This is a genomic window from Staphylococcus sp. HMSC62A08 (genome assembly GCF_001839105.1).
In the GTDB taxonomy this organism is placed as follows: domain Bacteria; phylum Bacillota; class Bacilli; order Staphylococcales; family Staphylococcaceae; genus Staphylococcus; species Staphylococcus caprae.
On sequence record NZ_KV840027.1, the window covers coordinates 415,751 to 433,235 of the forward strand.

Annotated in this window: 17 protein-coding genes; 12 read left to right on the plus strand and 5 right to left on the minus strand. The window is 34.1% G+C overall.

The features are described 5' to 3' along the window. Window positions 1-221 precede the first annotated feature (221 nt). From hutU to HMPREF3264_RS02745, 7 genes are all read left to right on the plus strand, one after another. The gene (hutU, locus tag HMPREF3264_RS02715) at window positions 222-1,883 is read left to right on the plus strand and encodes a urocanate hydratase (protein ID WP_037541611.1); all 1,662 of its coding nucleotides are present in this window, start codon (window positions 222-224) and stop codon (window positions 1,881-1,883) included. Next, complete coding sequence (gene hutI / locus HMPREF3264_RS02720; RefSeq protein ID WP_070871852.1) at window positions 1,883-3,118, plus strand: imidazolonepropionase; 1,236 nt, start codon at window positions 1,883-1,885, stop codon at window positions 3,116-3,118. Before hutU ends, hutI begins: the two co-directional genes overlap by 1 nt. A 333-nt stretch (window positions 3,119-3,451) precedes the next feature. Beyond that, window positions 3,452-4,573: an amidohydrolase gene (locus HMPREF3264_RS02725; RefSeq protein WP_070871853.1), complete on the plus strand. Its 1,122-nt coding sequence runs from the start codon at window positions 3,452-3,454 to the stop codon at window positions 4,571-4,573. Window positions 4,574-4,704: 131 nt separating this feature from the next. Beyond that, on the plus strand, window positions 4,705-5,586 hold the full coding sequence (locus tag HMPREF3264_RS02730) for an SDR family oxidoreductase (protein ID WP_070830295.1): 882 nt from the start codon (window positions 4,705-4,707) through the stop codon (window positions 5,584-5,586). 262 nt (window positions 5,587-5,848) lie between these two features. Next, window positions 5,849-6,448 (plus strand): hypothetical protein, encoded by a 600-nt coding sequence (locus HMPREF3264_RS02735; protein WP_256323950.1) that lies wholly within the window; start codon window positions 5,849-5,851, stop codon window positions 6,446-6,448. 294 nt (window positions 6,449-6,742) lie between these two features. Continuing rightward, window positions 6,743-8,044 carry a Na+/H+ antiporter NhaC family protein gene (locus tag HMPREF3264_RS02740; protein WP_002443902.1) on the plus strand — a complete coding sequence of 434 codons (1,302 nt, stop codon included), beginning with the start codon at window positions 6,743-6,745 and terminating at the stop codon, window positions 8,042-8,044. Window positions 8,045-8,175: 131 nt separating this feature from the next. Beyond that, window positions 8,176-8,691 (plus strand): SRPBCC family protein, encoded by a 516-nt coding sequence (locus HMPREF3264_RS02745; RefSeq protein ID WP_070871854.1) that lies wholly within the window; start codon window positions 8,176-8,178, stop codon window positions 8,689-8,691. A gap of 60 nt (window positions 8,692-8,751) precedes the next feature. Here the strand turns inward: HMPREF3264_RS02745 and HMPREF3264_RS02750 are convergent, their stop codons facing one another. Further along, window positions 8,752-9,513: a MurR/RpiR family transcriptional regulator gene (locus tag HMPREF3264_RS02750; RefSeq protein WP_070871855.1), complete on the minus strand. Its 762-nt coding sequence runs from the start codon at window positions 9,511-9,513 to the stop codon at window positions 8,752-8,754. A 217-nt stretch (window positions 9,514-9,730) separates the two neighbouring features. Here HMPREF3264_RS02750 and HMPREF3264_RS02755 point away from each other — a divergent pair, with 217 nt between their 5' ends. Further along, window positions 9,731-11,323 carry an alpha-glucoside-specific PTS transporter subunit IIBC gene (locus HMPREF3264_RS02755; RefSeq protein WP_070871856.1) on the plus strand — a complete coding sequence of 531 codons (1,593 nt, stop codon included), beginning with the start codon at window positions 9,731-9,733 and terminating at the stop codon, window positions 11,321-11,323. A 142-nt stretch (window positions 11,324-11,465) separates the two neighbouring features. Here the strand turns inward: HMPREF3264_RS02755 and HMPREF3264_RS02760 are convergent, their stop codons facing one another. Further along, window positions 11,466-11,996, minus strand: a complete 531-nt coding sequence (locus HMPREF3264_RS02760; protein WP_002443898.1) for a hypothetical protein — start codon at window positions 11,994-11,996, stop codon at window positions 11,466-11,468. Between the two features lie 240 nt (window positions 11,997-12,236). Here HMPREF3264_RS02760 and HMPREF3264_RS02765 point away from each other — a divergent pair, with 240 nt between their 5' ends. The 3 genes from HMPREF3264_RS02765 (at window position 12,237) to HMPREF3264_RS02775 (ending at window position 14,138) form a co-directional block, all read left to right on the plus strand. Further along, window positions 12,237-13,193: a bile acid:sodium symporter family protein gene (locus tag HMPREF3264_RS02765; protein WP_371106817.1), complete on the plus strand. Its 957-nt coding sequence runs from the start codon at window positions 12,237-12,239 to the stop codon at window positions 13,191-13,193. 105 nt (window positions 13,194-13,298) lie between these two features. Next, complete coding sequence (locus HMPREF3264_RS02770; RefSeq protein WP_037541609.1) at window positions 13,299-13,937, plus strand: HAD family hydrolase; 639 nt, start codon at window positions 13,299-13,301, stop codon at window positions 13,935-13,937. A gap of 12 nt (window positions 13,938-13,949) precedes the next feature. Further along, on the plus strand, window positions 13,950-14,138 hold the full coding sequence (locus tag HMPREF3264_RS02775; RefSeq protein WP_070871858.1) for a hypothetical protein: 189 nt from the start codon (window positions 13,950-13,952) through the stop codon (window positions 14,136-14,138). 214 nt (window positions 14,139-14,352) lie between these two features. Here HMPREF3264_RS02775 and HMPREF3264_RS02780 read toward each other — a convergent pair whose 3' ends face one another. Then, entirely contained in the window at window positions 14,353-14,538 is a 186-nt protein-coding gene (locus HMPREF3264_RS02780; protein WP_002443895.1) for a hypothetical protein, read from the minus strand. Continuing rightward, window positions 14,535-14,894 (minus strand): hypothetical protein, encoded by a 360-nt coding sequence (locus tag HMPREF3264_RS02785; protein ID WP_070871859.1) that lies wholly within the window; start codon window positions 14,892-14,894, stop codon window positions 14,535-14,537. The genes HMPREF3264_RS02780 and HMPREF3264_RS02785 overlap by 4 nt, the downstream gene beginning before the upstream one ends. A 385-nt stretch (window positions 14,895-15,279) precedes the next feature. Here HMPREF3264_RS02785 and HMPREF3264_RS02790 point away from each other — a divergent pair, with 385 nt between their 5' ends. After that, window positions 15,280-16,686 (plus strand): amino acid permease, encoded by a 1,407-nt coding sequence (locus HMPREF3264_RS02790; RefSeq protein ID WP_070871860.1) that lies wholly within the window; start codon window positions 15,280-15,282, stop codon window positions 16,684-16,686. 95 nt (window positions 16,687-16,781) lie between these two features. Here HMPREF3264_RS02790 and HMPREF3264_RS02795 read toward each other — a convergent pair. Further along, the coding region (locus HMPREF3264_RS02795) for a MurR/RpiR family transcriptional regulator (protein ID WP_070871861.1) at window positions 16,782-17,485 on the minus strand (704 nt) is incomplete at its 5' end.

A 17,485-nucleotide genomic window follows, 5' to 3' on the forward strand; every position in this document is an offset into this window, starting at 1 on the left:
TATATTTGTTGTCTATATCTCAGACTATTATACTGTAATTACAAAATATTTGCTGTGTTAAGTCGTTTAACGTATTGAATATTTTGAATAATTTAATTAATTTTAGTACTCTTTTCCCTATTTTATAATATTCAATCACAAAAGAAATTTGTTTTTAGAAAAAATGAATAACAATCAATTTGAAAATGCATGTAAACAATAATCAGATGGGAGAGATTGACATGAGAGAAATTCACGCTAAAAAAGGGTTAGACATTGAGTGTAAAGGTTGGGAACAAGAAGCGGTATTAAGAATGTTATATAACAACTTAGATCCTGAAGTTGCTGAACATCCTGAAGAATTAGTTGTTTATGGTGGGATTGGTAAAGCTGCTCGTAACTGGAAAGCATTCGAAGCAATTGAAAACACATTACGCGACTTAGAAGCAGATGAAACAATGTTAGTTCAATCTGGTAAACCGGTTGCAGTGTTTAAAACTCATGAAGAAGCACCACGTGTATTAATTTCAAACTCTGTGTTAGTTCCTGAATGGGCAAATTGGGATCACTTTAATGAACTCGATAAAAAAGGCTTAATCATGTATGGACAAATGACTGCAGGAAGTTGGATTTATATCGGTTCTCAAGGTATCGTTCAAGGAACTTATGAAACATTCGCTGAACTTGCTAAGCAAGAATACAATAGCGATTTAACAGGGACTATTACATTAACTGCTGGTTTAGGCGGCATGGGTGGCGCACAACCACTAGCAGTTACGATGAATAATGGTGTTGCCATCTGTGTAGATGTAGATGAAACACGTGTTGATAAACGTGTTGAAACTAATTATTGTGATGTTAAATCTACAGATTTAGACGAAGCATTGAAAATGGCACAAGAAGCTAAAGATAAAGGGGAAGCATTATCCATTGGCTTAGTAGGTAATGCTGTAGATGTTCATAAAGCAATTTTAGACAAAGGTTTTAAAATAGATATCATTACTGACCAAACAAGTGCGCATGATCCATTGAATGGTTATGTGCCACAAGGTTATTCAGTGGAAGAAGCAAAACAATTACGTAAAGAAGATCCTAAAAAATACGTTGAATTAGCTGAGGCTTCAATGGCTAAACATGTTGAACTCATGTTAGAGTTCCAAAAAAATGGTGCTGTAGCTTTCGACTATGGTAACAACATTCGCCAAGTTGCCTATAATAATGGTGTTGAAAATGCGTTCGATTTTCCTGGGTTCGTTCCAGCGTATATTCGTCCGTTATTCTGTGAAGGTAAAGGGCCTTTCCGCTTTGCAGCATTAAGTGGTGATCCAAAAGACATTGAACGTGCTGACGAAGAAATGAGAAAGTTATTCCCAGAAAACGAAAAATTGTTAAGATGGTTAGATTTAGCGGAAGAAAAAATTTCTTATCAAGGATTGCCATCTAGAATTGCATGGTTAGGTTATGGCGAACGTGCAAAAATGGGGTTAGCTCTAAACAAACTTGTACGTGATGGTGAAATATCTGCCCCAATCGTTATTGGTCGTGATCATTTAGACTCTGGTTCAGTCGCTAGTCCAAACCGTGAAACTGAAGGCATGAAAGATGGCAGTGATGCAGTTGGTGACTGGGCTGTATTAAACGCATTAATTAATACTGCAGCTGGCGGTTCTTGGATTTCATTCCACCACGGTGGCGGTGTAGGTATGGGCTATTCACTACATGCTGGTATGGTTGTTGTGGCTGATGGATCAGAACGTGCGGAGAGAAGATTAGGACGAGTACTTACTACAGATCCGGGTATGGGAGTAGCAAGACACGTTGATGCAGGTTATGATATTGCGATTCAAACAGCTAAAGAAAAAGGTGTCAAAATTCCAATGATTGATGAAGCAGGTGATAAATAATGAATGATTTAATTATCCAAAATATTCAAGAATTGATTTTACCTAAATCTACTGACAAACCTTTAAAGGGTAGAGAGTTAGATGAATTAGAAGTTATTGAAAATGGAACGGTTGTCGTTAAAGATGGCAAAGTCGTTTATTCGGGCCCTCATACAGATGAATATGAAGCAAATGAAACAATTGATGCTACTGGTAAGGTTGTTTCACCTGCGCTTGTTGACGCACATACGCACTTTATATTTGGCGGTTCACGTGAGCATGAAATGTCTCTCAAACGTCAAGGTAAATCATATTTAGAAATTCTTGAGTCTGGTGGAGGCATTCTTTCAACTGTTAAATCTACACGAGAAATTAGTGAGGAAGACCTTTTCAAAAAAGCAGAGCATGATTTATTAACTATGATTAAACATGGTGTGCTTACGATAGAAAGTAAAAGTGGATATGGTTTAGATAAAGATAATGAATTGAAACAATTACGAGTGTCTAATCAATTAGCTGAAAAATATAATTTGGATATCAAACATACTTTCTTAGGGCCTCATGCGGTGCCAGAAGAAGCTGAATCGAATGAAGCATTCCTAGAAGAAATGATTGAATTACTTCCTGAAGTTAGAAAATATGCTGACTTTGCAGATATTTTCTGTGAAACGGGAGTATTCTCAGTGGAAGAATCTAAGCGTTATATGGGAAAAGCTAAAGAAGCTGGATTTAAAGTTAAAATTCATGCAGATGAAATTGATCCATTAGGTGGTTTAGAATTGGCAATTGATGAGGAGGCTATTTCTGCAGATCACTTAGTAGCATCTAGTGAAGAAGGTAAAGCCAAATTAAAAAATAGTGATACAGTGGCTGTGTTATTACCAGCTACGACATTCTATTTAGATAAAAATGATTATGCTGATGCACGTGGCATGATTAATAATGGCGGTGCGATTGCAGTGGCAACTGACTATAATCCAGGTAGTAGTGTAACGAATAACTTACAACTTGCCATGGCTATAGCAGCTTTAAAATTAAAATTATCTCCTAATGAAGTATGGAACGCTGTGACAGTGAATGCTGCAAAAGCTATTGATGCTGATGCAGGTACGATTAATGAAGGTGACAAAGCAAATATCGTCATTTGGGATGCACCTAACCATGAATATATTCCATATCATTTTGGTATTAATCATGCTCAAAAAGTGATTAAAGATGGCAAGGTTATTGTTGATAATGAATTTAAATTAGATTAGTTGATGTGTGAATCACAAATGCACTAGGAAATTAAACTTAATCAAGGAGCCCTTAAAATGAATTGACGTACATTCGTTTTAGGGGCTCGTTCTATATCAATAAAGCTTTCAGATAAAAATATTACTAAAATATTTGATGAAAATAAAAGTATGTAGTGAATATTTTTCAATAACGTAACGATTAAACTTTTCTTATTAGAAATGCTAGGTATATAATTTAAGAAAATTCGAAATATTCTAAATGTAAAGACCATTTATTAGAACTCTGTCATTTCAGGTTCTATTTTCTATTTGTTTTACAGTCATTTTCGAAAAGAAGGGGTTGAATCAAAGATGGCCAATTATTCAGATTATGTCAATTGGAGACGTACATTTCATCAATATCCAGAGCTCTCCAAAAAAGAGTTTGAAACAACAAAACGTTTAAAAAGAATATTAGAAAGTTATCATATTTCGATTTTGGATTTACCTTTAGAGACAGGTTTAGTTGCTGAGATAGGACAAGGAGAACTCATGGTAGCTGTGAGAACTGATATTGATGCCTTACCTATAACGGAACAAGTGGAGCATGAATTTACTTCGACTAATGAAGGTGTCATGCACGCATGTGGGCATGATATTCATATGGCGAGTATATTAGCTGTTGCAACACAACTTAAAGCGATAGAAAGTGAATTGAATGGACGTGTGAGAATACTTTTCCAAGCTTCGGAAGAATTAGGCGATGGTGCTATTAAACTAAGTCAAACGGGGGCACTTGAAGATGTGAAAGCGGTGCTAGGTTATCATAATTATCCAACTCTAGATATTGGAGAATTTGCAATCAAAAGTGGTGTGACAACGTCAGCAGTAGATCGTTTTGAATTTCATATTCAAGGAAAGGGCGCACATGCTGCGAAACCTGAACAAGGTAATGATCCAGTTATCGTAGTAGGTCAGTTGATAAATAGTTTACAATCGATTGTAAGCCGTAATTTATCAGCATTTGATAGTGCAGTCATAACAATAGGTGAAGTATCTTGTGGTAATACTTGGAATGTGATTGCTGACCAAGCGTATATTCAAGGTACGGTGCGTACATTTGATGCTGAAAAACGCCAATATATAGAACAGCGTATGCACGAAATTTCTGAAGGGTTGTCCCAAGCATTTAATGTTGAAATGGAATTGACCTATACACAGTTACCAGGTGCTGTCGTCAACGATGAGAACTTAACAGACCAAGCGATAGAAGTTGCTAAAGAAGTAGGGTATCACGTTCATATGATGACAGAACCGCTCACTATCGGAGAAGATTTCTCAGGTTACACGAAAGATTATCCTGGTGTTTTTGCGTTCATTGGTTCAAATAGTAAGTACGATTTACATCATCCTAAATATGATCCTGATGAACGTATCCTTGAAAAAGTACCAACATACTTTGTGAAACTTGTGCAGAAATTGTTAAAGGGGTAATGATTGATTTCAAATATTGTTTTTGTGATAAATTCGTGCTGTTAAATTTATTTTCCGAAAATAAAATATGATTAAATAATGAGAAATTGTGGGTATAAATAATAGAAACTACAATTAGGAGATGATGATTGATGTCAGCACAAGATCCTAGAAACAAATTTAAAACGACGGATTATGAAAAACAAGAGCAAGCGTTACCAGGATTACAATCCAAGATGACGCCACAACCAGACTGCGGAGAAACATCCTATGAAGGGCATGGGAGATTAAAAGGTTATAAGATGTTAGTCACTGGTGGTGATTCTGCAATCGGACGCGCTGCTGCAATAGCCTATGCCAAAGAAGGCGCAGATGTCGCTATTAACTATTTACCTAGTGAAGAAGATGATGCACAAGAAGTGAAACAAGTGATTGAGGGTGTTGGACAAACAGCTATCCTTATTCCTGGTGATTTAAGAGATGAACAATTTAACTACGATATGGTTGAAACAGCTTATATTAAATTAGGTGGTTTAGACAATGTTACTTTAGTTGCGGGCCATCAACAATATCATGATGATATCCATGGGTTTAATACAGAAGCATTTGCGGAAACGTTTGAAACGAATGTTTATCCTGTGTTCTGGACTGTTCAAAAAGCTTTAGAATACTTAAAACCAGGCGCATCAATTACTACAACGTCATCCGTCCAAGGTTATAACCCAAGTCCGATACTACATGATTACGCTGCATCAAAGGCTGCTATTATTTCATTAACGAAAAGTTTTTCAGAAGAACTTGGCGCAAAAGGAATTAGAGTAAACTGTGTGGCACCTGGTCCATTCTGGTCACCACTTCAAATTACAGGCGGACAACCACAAAGTGCTATACCTCAATTTGGTCAACAAACACCTCTTGGACGTGCAGGTCAACCCGTAGAGCTCTCAGGCACATATGTATTGCTAGCTTCAGAGGATTCTAGCTATACTACAGGACAAGTGTTTGGTGTCACTGGCGGTACACAAATCGACTAAAAGGTTACGGACACCGTTTTTATTAAATTATCATTCAACAATGTCATTCGAGTTCCTAAAATGAAGAATTTAAAATTCATTTTAGGAGCTTTTTTACTTTGATAGAGGTGCCAGTTTGTTTTGAGTAGAAAGTGTGGCATTTTCCTCAATTGAAGCGAATGGAAGCGATTTGATAAACGCAGATGATTTCATGTACCATGTATGTAAGGATAATGGTTCTAAGTAAGATGATGGGCAAATAAAAAGAACAAGGTGATACTGCGTGAGAACATTCTTAATTAGATTTTTACCTTACATATTATTAACTATAGGAATAGGTAGTATTATAATATTTAATTATAATCCAATTATTACGATTTCAATGTTTCTTGTACTTTGTATATATAACGTTTTAGTCAATCTTTATTTAGTTAATGAAAATATAACAAAGGGCATGATTTGGCTTCACCCCATTATTGATCGTATATTAGGAGCGATAGCCGCTATCGTTTATTTGGGTATATTTTCATGGGTGATTTTAAGACATATTACCTTTCCTACTGTATTTTTTATAGTGTTATTGACTGGTTTAATTACACTTTACCTAGAATATAAACTTAAAATTATTGATGATAAAAAAGGGAAGCAAGAAAAATATGTAAACGATACGAGCATGGCTGACTATAAGGTTGTGTCACATCGTACTGAAAAAATATTTAAAATAACTTCAATTATCACAACGGTAATGAGTATTTTACTTATCATTTTGAGTTTGTATTTAAAATGGTGGATTTTATTTGGCGTATCAATAGCATTATTAATTTTAGTCGCTATTGCTTTATCAATTTATGAAAAATATTTTACTACGCGTATTGAAGAATAATTTTTAAAAAGCTATGTATTTTAAGTATTGACGTTGTAACTATAATCTTGTAATGTTAGACACAATTCGCGTAGCTTATCAAGATAAGTTGAGAGCTGGACAAAGAAGTTTCTGCAATGTTGTATCGTATACAATGACTTACAATCTTAATGATCCTTGGCGCCAAGTCTCAAGATAGAGAATTTCATTAATGAAGTTCTACAAGCATTACAAGATGGGAGCGGGATGCCGAAATCGTTCTTTGAGAATCAGATTTCTGTTTCGCTCCTATTTTTATGGAAAGTAGGTTGAATAATGGAGAAAATAAAGAAAGGTAACGCATGGGCGCTACTCCCATTACTTCTATTTGTATTACTATTTCTAGGCGTGGGAATCGTTTCTGGCGATTTCACAACGATGCCTTTAAATGTAGCGATCACAATTACAGTAATTGTTGCCTTACTTATGAATAGAAAGGAATCCTTCGCTAAGAAGGTAGAAGTATTTACAAAGGGTGCTGGACATTCGAATATTATTTTGATGATGTTGATCTTCATTTTAGCGGGTGCCTTTTCAACTACAGCAGAAAAAATGGGCGGTGTCACATCCACAGTTAACTTAGGATTATCACTTATCCCACAGAATTTAATCATAGTAGGATTATTTGTGATATGTATGTTTGTGTCTATTTCAATGGGAACGTCTGTGGGTACAGTAGCTGCCATTGCGCCAGTAGGTTTTGGATTTGCTCAAGCTACGGATGTGCCTGCAGCTTTAGCGATGGCTACAGTTGTTGGTGGTGCGATGTTTGGAGATAACCTTTCAATGATTTCAGATACAACGATTGCTGCTGTTAGGACCCAAAGAACTAAAATGAGTGATAAATTTAGAGTTAATTTTAAAATTGTCTTGCCTGGAGCAATCCTGACAATTATTATTCTGTTCTTATTAACTAATGGTATTTCAATTGATCATGCTAAAAATTATGACTATAACTTATTCAAAGTCATTCCATACTTATTAGTATTAATTCTTGCGCTCATAGGGGTCAACGTCATTATTGTATTAATCGGCGGTACAGCGTTAGCAGGTGTGATTGGATTAATAGATGGCTCATTCGGTTGGAAAGGGCTACTTAGTGCTGTATCTAAAGGGATTATTGGTATGGAAGATATTGCAATGATAGCCTTACTCATAGGTGGACTCGTAGGTATTATTCAACACAATGGCGGTATAGATTGGTTACTACAATTCGTCCGTTCTAAAGTGAAATCAAAACGTGGTGCTGAATTAGGCATTGCTAGTTTAGTGAGTGCGGCTGATATTTCTACTGCTAATAATACGATTTCTATTATTATGGCAGGACCGTTAGCTAAAAATATTGCAGATGAATATGATGTTGATCCTAGGAAATCAGCAAGTATACTAGATATTTTTGGTGGTTGTTTCCAAGGATTATTACCGTATAGTCCTCAAGTGATTTCAGCAGCTGGCGTAGCAGGTATATCTCCATTTTTACTTGTTCCATACAGTATCTATCCGATTTTACTTGGCGTATGTGGCTTAGTAGCGATTATTTTGAGGGTCCCACGACTGGACCATAAATCCAAAAAGTAAATAGCAAAATTGAAGGAGGCTAAAAGTGCTCAGTCGTTTTTAGCTTCTTTTTAATATTAAGAGCATTCATAGTTTGTGACACAGCTTAAATACGTTAAAATAGAATTAAGAGTGAAAGTAGGTGAAAGATAGTGGCAAAATATAATGTAGAGAATGAACACGTAGAAATCGACATCGAACGATTATTAAAATTTACTCCAGAAGTAGTGTATGAAGCGTGGACGAAAGAAGCGCTTCTCAAACAATGGTTTATGACTACGCAACGTACAAATCAATCTTTTGAAGCGGATATTCAAGAAGGCGGACAGTATCGAATTGTAGACCGTAGAAATGGCAAACAAAATGTGATTGAAGGTACATACAAGGAACTAGTGTTAGATGAGTATGTGAAAATGACAATTGGCATGCCAGGATTGAGTGAAGAAGAGGATATTATCGAAGTGGAATTCTTCGAACGTGAAAATGGTGGCACTCAAATGCTCTTCTACTATCGCTCATTAGTTGAGAAAGAAAGACGTTTAACTACATTGGAGTATAAACAAAAGAAAAAAGAATATCATGATTCAACAGCACATGGATTTGAATTAATGATTGATCAGATGCAAAATGTTCTTGAAGAACGTGAAGAACAACAAAGTCATACTTAATAAAATCGCAAGCATTAGAGTAGTAAGCATGTTGACCTTACTACGATTGCTTGCGATTTTTTATGTTAATTCATTTTTCTCTTTGCGTTCATTATATTTTCTTAAAAGTGTTTCGAAAAAGATGTGATAACTGATAAAACTTGAATAATCTGTACCATCATTTAAGTAAAACGTATTACTAGATACATAAACATTATAATTTGCTTGTTGTGCCAAGGAATTATCCTTCATCGTCGTGACGGAAATGAAATACTTTTGTCTTAATTGAAGTAGTTGTGTTACTTCTGTTAACTGATAAGTTTCCCCAGATAATGAAATAATAAAGAACAAATCTTTGGGAACAGTTTTATTTAAAACCATTTTTAATTCATGAATATCGTGAAGAAGAATGATATTTTTGTGCATGGTCAGTAAAATACGTTGCGCTTCTTCTGCCACATTCATTTGAGCACGACCGGTACCATATAAATAGATTGTTGTTGCTTCATGCATTTTATTCGTTAATAAATGATAGTCTACACGATCAAGATAACTAAAGGTGTTCTCAATTTCTTGTTTGAATTGTTCAATTAAATCTGAGGGTAGTTGGTTTTTCTTTTCATTTTCAAATTTTAAAAAGGATTTAAAGTCACTATAACCATCAAATCCTAACTTACGTGTGAAACGATGAATCGTCGCATTAGAAGCATGTGTATGTATAGCTAAATCTTGAATTTTCATATTTTTACAGTCTTCGATATGTGTATTTACATAATGTGCGATTTGTATATCGTTATCATTTAAATTATCGAAATTAGAATTTACACGTTCATCTAATATCATCTCAACACCTCAATATTATTTATTGAAAAAATTTCCGCACAATGAAAATATAATCTGATTATACAAAATAGTTTCAAAATCCGTCAACGTCATTGTAGTAATGTAAGCGTTTACTATATATTGAAATTAAGTTATTTATATTTATAAAGTTTCACCATTGAAAGATGATAGAGGGAGTTAAAGTGAAACAATCATATGGGATGTGGAGGTTTTAATTATGAACGCAATTAAACGTTTTGGTAGTGCGATGATTGTTCCAGTATTAATGTTTGCATTTTTCGGTATCGTACTCGGTTTTGCAACACTTTTCAAAAATCCAACAATTATGGGTGGACTTGCAGATCAACATACTTTCTGGTTTAAATTCTGGTCAGTCATTGAATCTGGTGGCTGGGTTATCTTTAATCATATGGAAATCGTATTCGTTGTTGGTCTGCCTTTATCTTTAGCGAAAAAGGCTCCTGGCCATGCTGGTTTAGCCACATTAATGGGTTATTTGATGTTCAACACATTTATTAATGCAATTTTAACGCAATGGCCTCATACCTTTGGCGCAAATCTTAAAAAAGGCGTAGAAAATGTCACAGGTTTAAAAGCAATTGCAGGGATTGAAACGTTAGATACAAACATCTTAGGTGCTATCATTATTTCAGCCATTGTGACATGGATACATAATAGATATTATAGTAAGAAATTGCCTGAGATGTTAGGTGTATTCCAAGGCTTAACATTTGTTGTAACAATTTCATTCTTTGTTATGTTACCGATTGCTGCAATTACTTGCGTTGTATGGCCAACGATTCAAAACGGTATTGAATCTGTACAACATTTCATTATTGGATCTGGTTATATTGGTGTTTGGTTGTATCATTTCTTAGAACGTGTGTTAATCCCAACAGGATTGCATCACTTTATTTACGCACCTATTGAAGTTGGTCCTGTCGTTGCAAAAGATGGATTAAAAGCTGAATGGTTTAGACACTTAAATCAATTTGCAGAAAGTAGCAAACCATTAAAAGATCAATTCCATTATGGCTTTATGTTGCAAGGTAATGGTAAAGTCTTTGGTGCTATCGGTATTGCTTTAGCAATGTATTCTACGACGCCTAAAGCAAATCGTAAAAAAGTAGCAGCATTATTAATTCCTGCTACGTTAACTGCAGTAGTGGTTGGTATTACAGAACCTTTAGAATTTACATTCTTATTTATCGCACCATATTTATTTGTCATTCACGCATTATTAGCTGCTACAATGGATACAATCATGTATGGCTTTGGTGTTGTAGGTAATATGGGCGGGGGATTATTAGACTTTATCGCTACAAACTGGATTCCATTAGGTCAAAATCACTGGATGACATATGTTGCACAAGTTGTGATTGGTTTAATATTCTCAGGAATTTACTTCTTTGTATTTAGATTCTTGATCTTAAAATTCGATATTCCATTGCCAGGTCGTCGTGCTGAAGAAGAAGTTAAACTTTTCTCTAAAAAAGATTATAAAGAGAAAAAGGGTGAAGGTAATACTGACAATTCAGGTTTTGAACCTAGTAATGAATATGAAGCGAAAGCATACTATTACCTAGAAGGTTTAGGTGGAAAAGAAAATATTAAAGATGTGACGAACTGTACCACACGTTTACGTTTAACAGTAAATGATGGATCTAAAGTAGAAGATAGTGGTTACTTTACTCATGACCAAATGGCACACGGCTTAGTGAAGAGTGGCAAAAATGTCCAAGTTGTTGTGGGTATGACCGTACCACAAGTACGAGAAGCATTTGAACACTTAGTTTTTGATGAAAAGTAATGATTAGCGAGTTTTGAATATAAAAGTAGCAGTAAGAAGATTCCAATTGAAATCCTCTTACTGCTATTATTTTTTGAGGTATTATGTCCAAAAATGATTGTTTATATTAAAAAATCCAGTGACTATTCACTGGATGGTACATTTATGAAATACGTGCTTTATGCAACATCTTAGCACGATAACTTGCAGATAAAATATCAATATTACGTGTTGCAATAGTATGAAGTAATTGCGTGAACACCTCAGGAGCACATAACACACTCGCACAATTATTATTTAATGTATAGTTAACATCATGATGATTAGCAAACATATTCATGATATCAATCACTTTATCTTTAATAAAAGGGTCTTGTAATCCGTCGATAGCTAAATCAAATCGTTTGGCTGATTGATAAAGATGTTCAGAATCAAGAAGTTCATCGACATGCTTAGGAGATAAAATTTGATAAATAGAATAATTATGGAAGCTTAAAAAACTAATTAAATAAGGTAATTGTTGCTTAGGTAGGCTCACCTCTAAAGCATACATGTTATTTTGTTTGAATATAGAAAATTGTAATGACTCACAGAATTTTATTTCTTTACACAAATGAGTTAATTTTTTTCGCGTTGAGCGAGATTTCAAACCTGCAATATTGATAATGTAGGTTTCAAATTTATCAATCAACATGTTATGACCTCCCAATCTTTAACATTCTTTATATAGGTATCAAACTAGCGTAAAACAAAAGCGTACGTTGTCCGTTTAAATAGATTGTACCACTCTTTTTTTGTATAATCACTAAGACTTTTGAACGAAGTTAAAATTTATTCTTTTGTAATCTTTTATTAACAAAATTTATAAAAAATAGAGTTTTTACCGCTTAATTTAATGAATATTCTGAAAACATATTGAGATAAATGACTTCCTATGATAATATTTGAAATCATTGTATTAAGGGAAGTGTTTTTCTTGTTAAATAAAATAAGTCAGTTTACGACTAAAACTTTTTTATTGTGGATGATTTTAGCAGCAATCATTGGTTTTATGTTTCCCCAACAATTTGCTGGTTTAGGATCGTTTGTACCGTATCTCTTAGGAATTGTTATGTTGGGAATGGGAATGACTATAAGTCCTAAAGATTTTAAAATCGTTTTTAAATCACCTAGACCAGTCATTATAGGAGTCATTTTACAATTTACAATAATGCCTTCACTAGCTTTTTTGATAGCTAAGGCGTTTAATTTACCTTCAGAAATTGCAATAGGCGTGATTTTAGTTGGGTGTTGCCCTGGAGGAACGTCAAGTAATGTTATGAGTTATTTAGCAAATGCTAATGTGGCCTTATCAGTCGCAATCACTAGCGTTTCAACACTTCTTGCTCCAATAGTTACTCCTGCATTAATTTATCTATTTGCGCACGAATGGCTAAAGGTTTCATTTATGAGTATGTTTTGGTCAGTCGTTCAAGTTGTTTTGATCCCTATAGTTATAGGGTTTATTTTCCAAAGACTTGCAAAGAAAGTTGCGGAAAAAACTGCTACAGCTTTGCCTATTATTTCTGTTGTTGCTATTTCACTTATTCTTGCATCAGTCGTTGGTGGAAGTAAGGATCAAATTGTTAAAACAGGATTACTTATATTCTTAGTTGTAATTCTTCATAATGTTTTAGGTTATACGATTGGTTTTGTTTTAGCACACATATTTAAACTAGAACGTAGAGATAAAAAAGCAGTGGCAATTGAAGTGGGTATGCAAAATTCAGGTCTCGCTGTTTCATTAGCGACAGTCCATTTCAGTCCGTTAGCTGCTGTTCCAGGCGCAGTGTTTAGTTTTATACATAATATTTCAGGACCTATACTTGCTAAATATTGGTCAAAACGTTAATCAGTGATTTAATTTTGAAAACAACGTCTACAGTTCATCTAGTAACAGTAGGCGTTGTTTGTGTTAGTATGTGTAATAACAGTGATTAAAAAAGGAGAAAAAAAGATGTATAGAGCAGTGATCTTTGACTTTGATGGAACTATTATTGATACAGAACGTCATTTATTTGAGACAATTAATAAACATCTTAAGTTTCATAAAGTCGAACCGATTTCTATTGATTTCTATAGACAATCAATAGGTGGTGCAGCTACAGATTTACATAATCACTTAGAAACTGCGATTGGTTTAGATAAGAAAGAGAAAATTTATCAGGAACATCATGAAACCAGTGGAGATTTACCTATCATCGACACGATTAAAGCGTTAATGAACTATCTCAAACAACGACATATTCCGATGGCAATTGCAACGAGTAGTTATAGAGAAGATATATTGCCAACGTTTAAAAAGTTAGGTTTAGACGACTATATTGATGTGATCGTAGGTAGGGAAGATGTTGAGAACGTTAAGCCTGACCCAGAACCTTATTTAACAGCTGTCCAGCAATTAAACTATAATCCAACTGTTTGTTTAGCAATTGAAGACTCAGTGAACGGGGCAACAGCTGCTATGATGGCAGGATTAGATGTTGTCGTAAATACAAATGTGATGACTGCGCATCAAGACTTTTCAACCGTGAATTATGTTGGTAAGGACATGTCACTTGAAGATATCGTGACGCAATTATTTGAAAATAAATAGGAGGTACATAACGTGGGTTATACCATACTATTCTTTATAGCAGGACCTATCATCTTAGCCATAGGGAACCTCGTATTAGGACCTATATTTAATAAAAGAACACCATTTCACGTACAACTTAGATCATTTATTATTGGTACTATCGTTTACCTTATCCTTGCAACGATAGGATACTTTCTTCTATTACAGGGAAGACTATAAAATAACTTAGCAGATAAGATAAAACGTTTAGTTATTCCTAGATAAACAAAATAGCGATATGAAATAAGCTCTAAGATACTTCTTTAACTTATAGAACGCACTTAAGTTAGATTCTTTAGTCCAACTTTTAAGGTGTATCTCATAAAGAAATGATCTTAGAGCTATTAATTTGAATTTGATATTGAGTATGTAACTAACTTAAACATACATTAGATTATGTGGTTAATTTTAGAATTAACGTGACGAGTATGAGTACAATTAAAACTAAATCAATTCCCACCATTATAGTATATCGAGTAGATTTTTGGCCTTGATTTTTAGCTAATTTCATCGCTTGATAATTAGGCACTAAGCTGATGATTAATAATATTAAAATCACAACGCCAATAATAATTGTCATGACAAATGACCTCCATTTTTTCTTCTCTTAATCAGTTCCCATATGATTCCTGCTACTATTCCAATAATTAAGCCGCTTATCACGCCAATTTGCGTTGTAAAGAAAAATGTTCCAATAAGCAAGCAAATGACAAATGATATTGGAAGGGTAGTACCGTAAATCATTTTACGTTCATCAGAACTTAAGATTGTAAAAGCCACTATATAAATGATGAAGAAAGCCAGTGTTGCTAAAAGCGTACGACCCACAACATGCATTAAATCAGAATGCTTCATAGTAAAATAATTTAGTAAGAAAAACACAATCATAAAAATCAAAGCAACTTTGATTGCACGTTGTATAAGTGCTTTATCCATAATCAATCTCCTTTAACTATTTAAAGAAAGTATATCACACTCACTCAGTCATTTAGAATGAAACCATTTATGAGGTGATATCCTCAAGCTATTTATAAAAAACTTAAGTAAGTTTAATTTTTAAAATAAACACATTGAAACGCAATAAATATTTAACAATCTCATCGACCAACAGATTGAAGGCTTAGTCGCTTTAATAGATTTAATTTTCAGAAAAATAATCAAAATAAGTATTTCCAAAAATCAAAAAGGTTGATATTATAGTTTTGTAAGCGATTTCAATAAATTGTAAAAATTTTGTTTCAATTTCGTCAATTTGTAGTATAATTACGAAAATAAGATTATCATTAAAATAATAATCTAGATTTAGAGATGGGGTAAAATTATGGAAAATAATGAATTACAAAGGGGCCTAAGTGCACGTCAAATGCAAATGATTGCACTTGGTGGAACAATCGGTGTCGGTCTTTTCATGGGTGCGACTAGCACTATTAAATGGACTGGCCCATCAGTTATTCTTGCATATCTAATTGCAGGCATCTTTTTATTCTTAATCATGAGAGCAATGGGGGAAATGATTTATATCAATCCTACGACAGGATCATTTGCAACATTTGCAAGTGACTATATCCATACAGCGGCAGGTTATATGACAGCATGGAGTAATATCTTCCAATGGGTAGTTGTAGGGATGAGTGAGGTTATCGCGGTGGGTGAGTATATGAACTATTGGTTCCCAAACTTACCTAACTGGATACCGGGAATTGTTGCAGTTGCATTATTAATGGGAGCAAACTTAGTTTCAGTTAAAGCCTTTGGTGAATTTGAATTCTGGTTTGCATTAATTAAAGTCGTTACAATTATTTTAATGATTATTGCAGGTTTTGGACTTATCTTATTTGGAATTGGAAATGGTGGACATGCTGTAGGTATTTCTAACTTATGGACACACGGTGGATTTATGCCAAATGGTATTGTTGGCTTCTTCTTCGCTTTATCAATTGTTATCGGTTCATATCAAGGTGTTGAACTCATTGGTATTTCAGCAGGTGAAACTAAAAATCCTCAAAAGAATATTGTTAAGGCGGTCAATGGGGTGATTTGGAGAATTTTAATCTTCTACCTTGGTGCAATTTTTGTCATTGTTTCTGTTTATCCTTGGGACAAATTAGGGGATATCGGAAGTCCATTTGTAGCTACATTTGCCAAAGTTGGAATTACATTCGCAGCTGGTTTAATTAATTTTGTTGTATTAACAGCAGCATTATCAGGATGTAACTCTGGTATCTTCAGTGCCAGTCGTATGATTTATACATTATCTAGACATGGTCAAATGCCTAAGATTTTCTCTAAAGTAATGAAAAATGGTGTACCATTCTACACAGTATTAGCAGTTTCAATTGGTATTTTAATTGGAGCCTTATTAAATGTTATTCTTCCTTTATTGATTAAAGGGGCAGATAGTATTTTCGTATACGTATATAGTGCTTCAATCTTACCAGGTATGATTCCATGGTTTATGATTTTATTTAGTCATTTACGCTTTAGAAAATTACATCCTGAAGAAGTGAAACAGCATCCTTTCAAAATGCCAGGAGGCGCGTTTGCGAACTACTTAACAATTGCGTTCTTGATTTTAGTACTTATAGGCATGTTATTTAATAAAGAAACAGTTGTCTCTGTTGTTATAGGTATCGTATTTTTAGCTTTTGTGACACTTTATTATTTCATTCGTTATAATAAAAAAGATCAACATGCAAAGAAAGCTAGAATGACGCAAGAACGTCAATAAAATATAAATGTTTGATTAATAAAATGAAAAAGCGATTCGTTCATACATTTTCTCTTAAGAAATTTTAAGTATGACGAATCGCTTTTTCTATTTGTCTAATGTTTAAATTCAATATTTGATAAATGCTTTCGATAATTATCTAAAGCCATTTTAGATTGCGTAATGAAATCTAATGATGACTGATAATTCAATGCGATGTAACGATAATAAAGTACATCTATTGTAAACATTTGTGCAAATAAAGAAGTGGTAGCACCCATGCGCATTTCATTTTCATCCGTTTGACCATAAGATAAAATAATATCAGATCGCTTGGCAACAGGGTTATCTGACGTACTTGTGATTGTCACCACAGGAATATGATAATCAGATACAACCTTAGCAATGGAACGCATTTCACTTTGCATACCATTATTTGTAATAAACACAACACAATCTTTAGCATTATGAGTTGCTAACATCGTTGTGAAGATGTGTGTTTCTTGTACAAGTTGAATATTTAAACCAATGCGTGACAACTTTTGATATAAATCTGTAGCTACTACAAATGATGCGCCATAACCATAGATAAAAATTGTCTCGGCTTGTTTAAATAAGTCGCATATTTGATCGATAATCTTATCGTCAATTTTTTCATTCGCATTATTAAGTGCACCTTTAGCCCGTGAATGCATCTTCTTTTTAAGAGAGTCAGTGTTTTCATTGTCAACAAGTTCTACATTATACACAGACGCCTCTTTAGGTAGAAACTTTGAAAGACCAATTTTTAATTCGTGAAATCCGCCTTCAGTAATTTTTT

Excerpts from the sequence above, each read along its gene's own strand:
- HMPREF3264_RS02750 (WP_070871855.1), bottom strand. The coding sequence starts at position 9,513 with ATGATATTAGATGAACGTGTAAATTCTAATTTCGATAATTTAAATGAT.
- HMPREF3264_RS02790 (WP_070871860.1), top strand. The coding sequence starts at position 15,280 with ATGGAAAATAATGAATTACAAAGGGGCCTAAGTGCACGTCAAATGCAA.
- HMPREF3264_RS02770 (WP_037541609.1), top strand. The coding sequence starts at position 13,299 with ATGTATAGAGCAGTGATCTTTGACTTTGATGGAACTATTATTGATACA.
- HMPREF3264_RS02760 (WP_002443898.1), bottom strand. The coding sequence starts at position 11,996 with ATGTTGATTGATAAATTTGAAACCTACATTATCAATATTGCAGGTTTG.
- HMPREF3264_RS02740 (WP_002443902.1), top strand. The coding sequence starts at position 6,743 with ATGGAGAAAATAAAGAAAGGTAACGCATGGGCGCTACTCCCATTACTT.
- HMPREF3264_RS02780 (WP_002443895.1), bottom strand. The coding sequence starts at position 14,538 with ATGACAATTATTATTGGCGTTGTGATTTTAATATTATTAATCATCAGC.
- HMPREF3264_RS02765 (WP_371106817.1), top strand. The coding sequence starts at position 12,237 with ATGATAATATTTGAAATCATTGTATTAAGGGAAGTGTTTTTCTTGTTA.
- HMPREF3264_RS02725 (WP_070871853.1), top strand. The coding sequence starts at position 3,452 with ATGGCCAATTATTCAGATTATGTCAATTGGAGACGTACATTTCATCAA.
- HMPREF3264_RS02785 (WP_070871859.1), bottom strand. The coding sequence starts at position 14,894 with ATGGATAAAGCACTTATACAACGTGCAATCAAAGTTGCTTTGATTTTT.
- hutI (WP_070871852.1), top strand. The coding sequence starts at position 1,883 with ATGAATGATTTAATTATCCAAAATATTCAAGAATTGATTTTACCTAAA.
- HMPREF3264_RS02755 (WP_070871856.1), top strand. The coding sequence starts at position 9,731 with ATGAACGCAATTAAACGTTTTGGTAGTGCGATGATTGTTCCAGTATTA.
- HMPREF3264_RS02730 (WP_070830295.1), top strand. The coding sequence starts at position 4,705 with ATGTCAGCACAAGATCCTAGAAACAAATTTAAAACGACGGATTATGAA.
- hutU (WP_037541611.1), top strand. The coding sequence starts at position 222 with ATGAGAGAAATTCACGCTAAAAAAGGGTTAGACATTGAGTGTAAAGGT.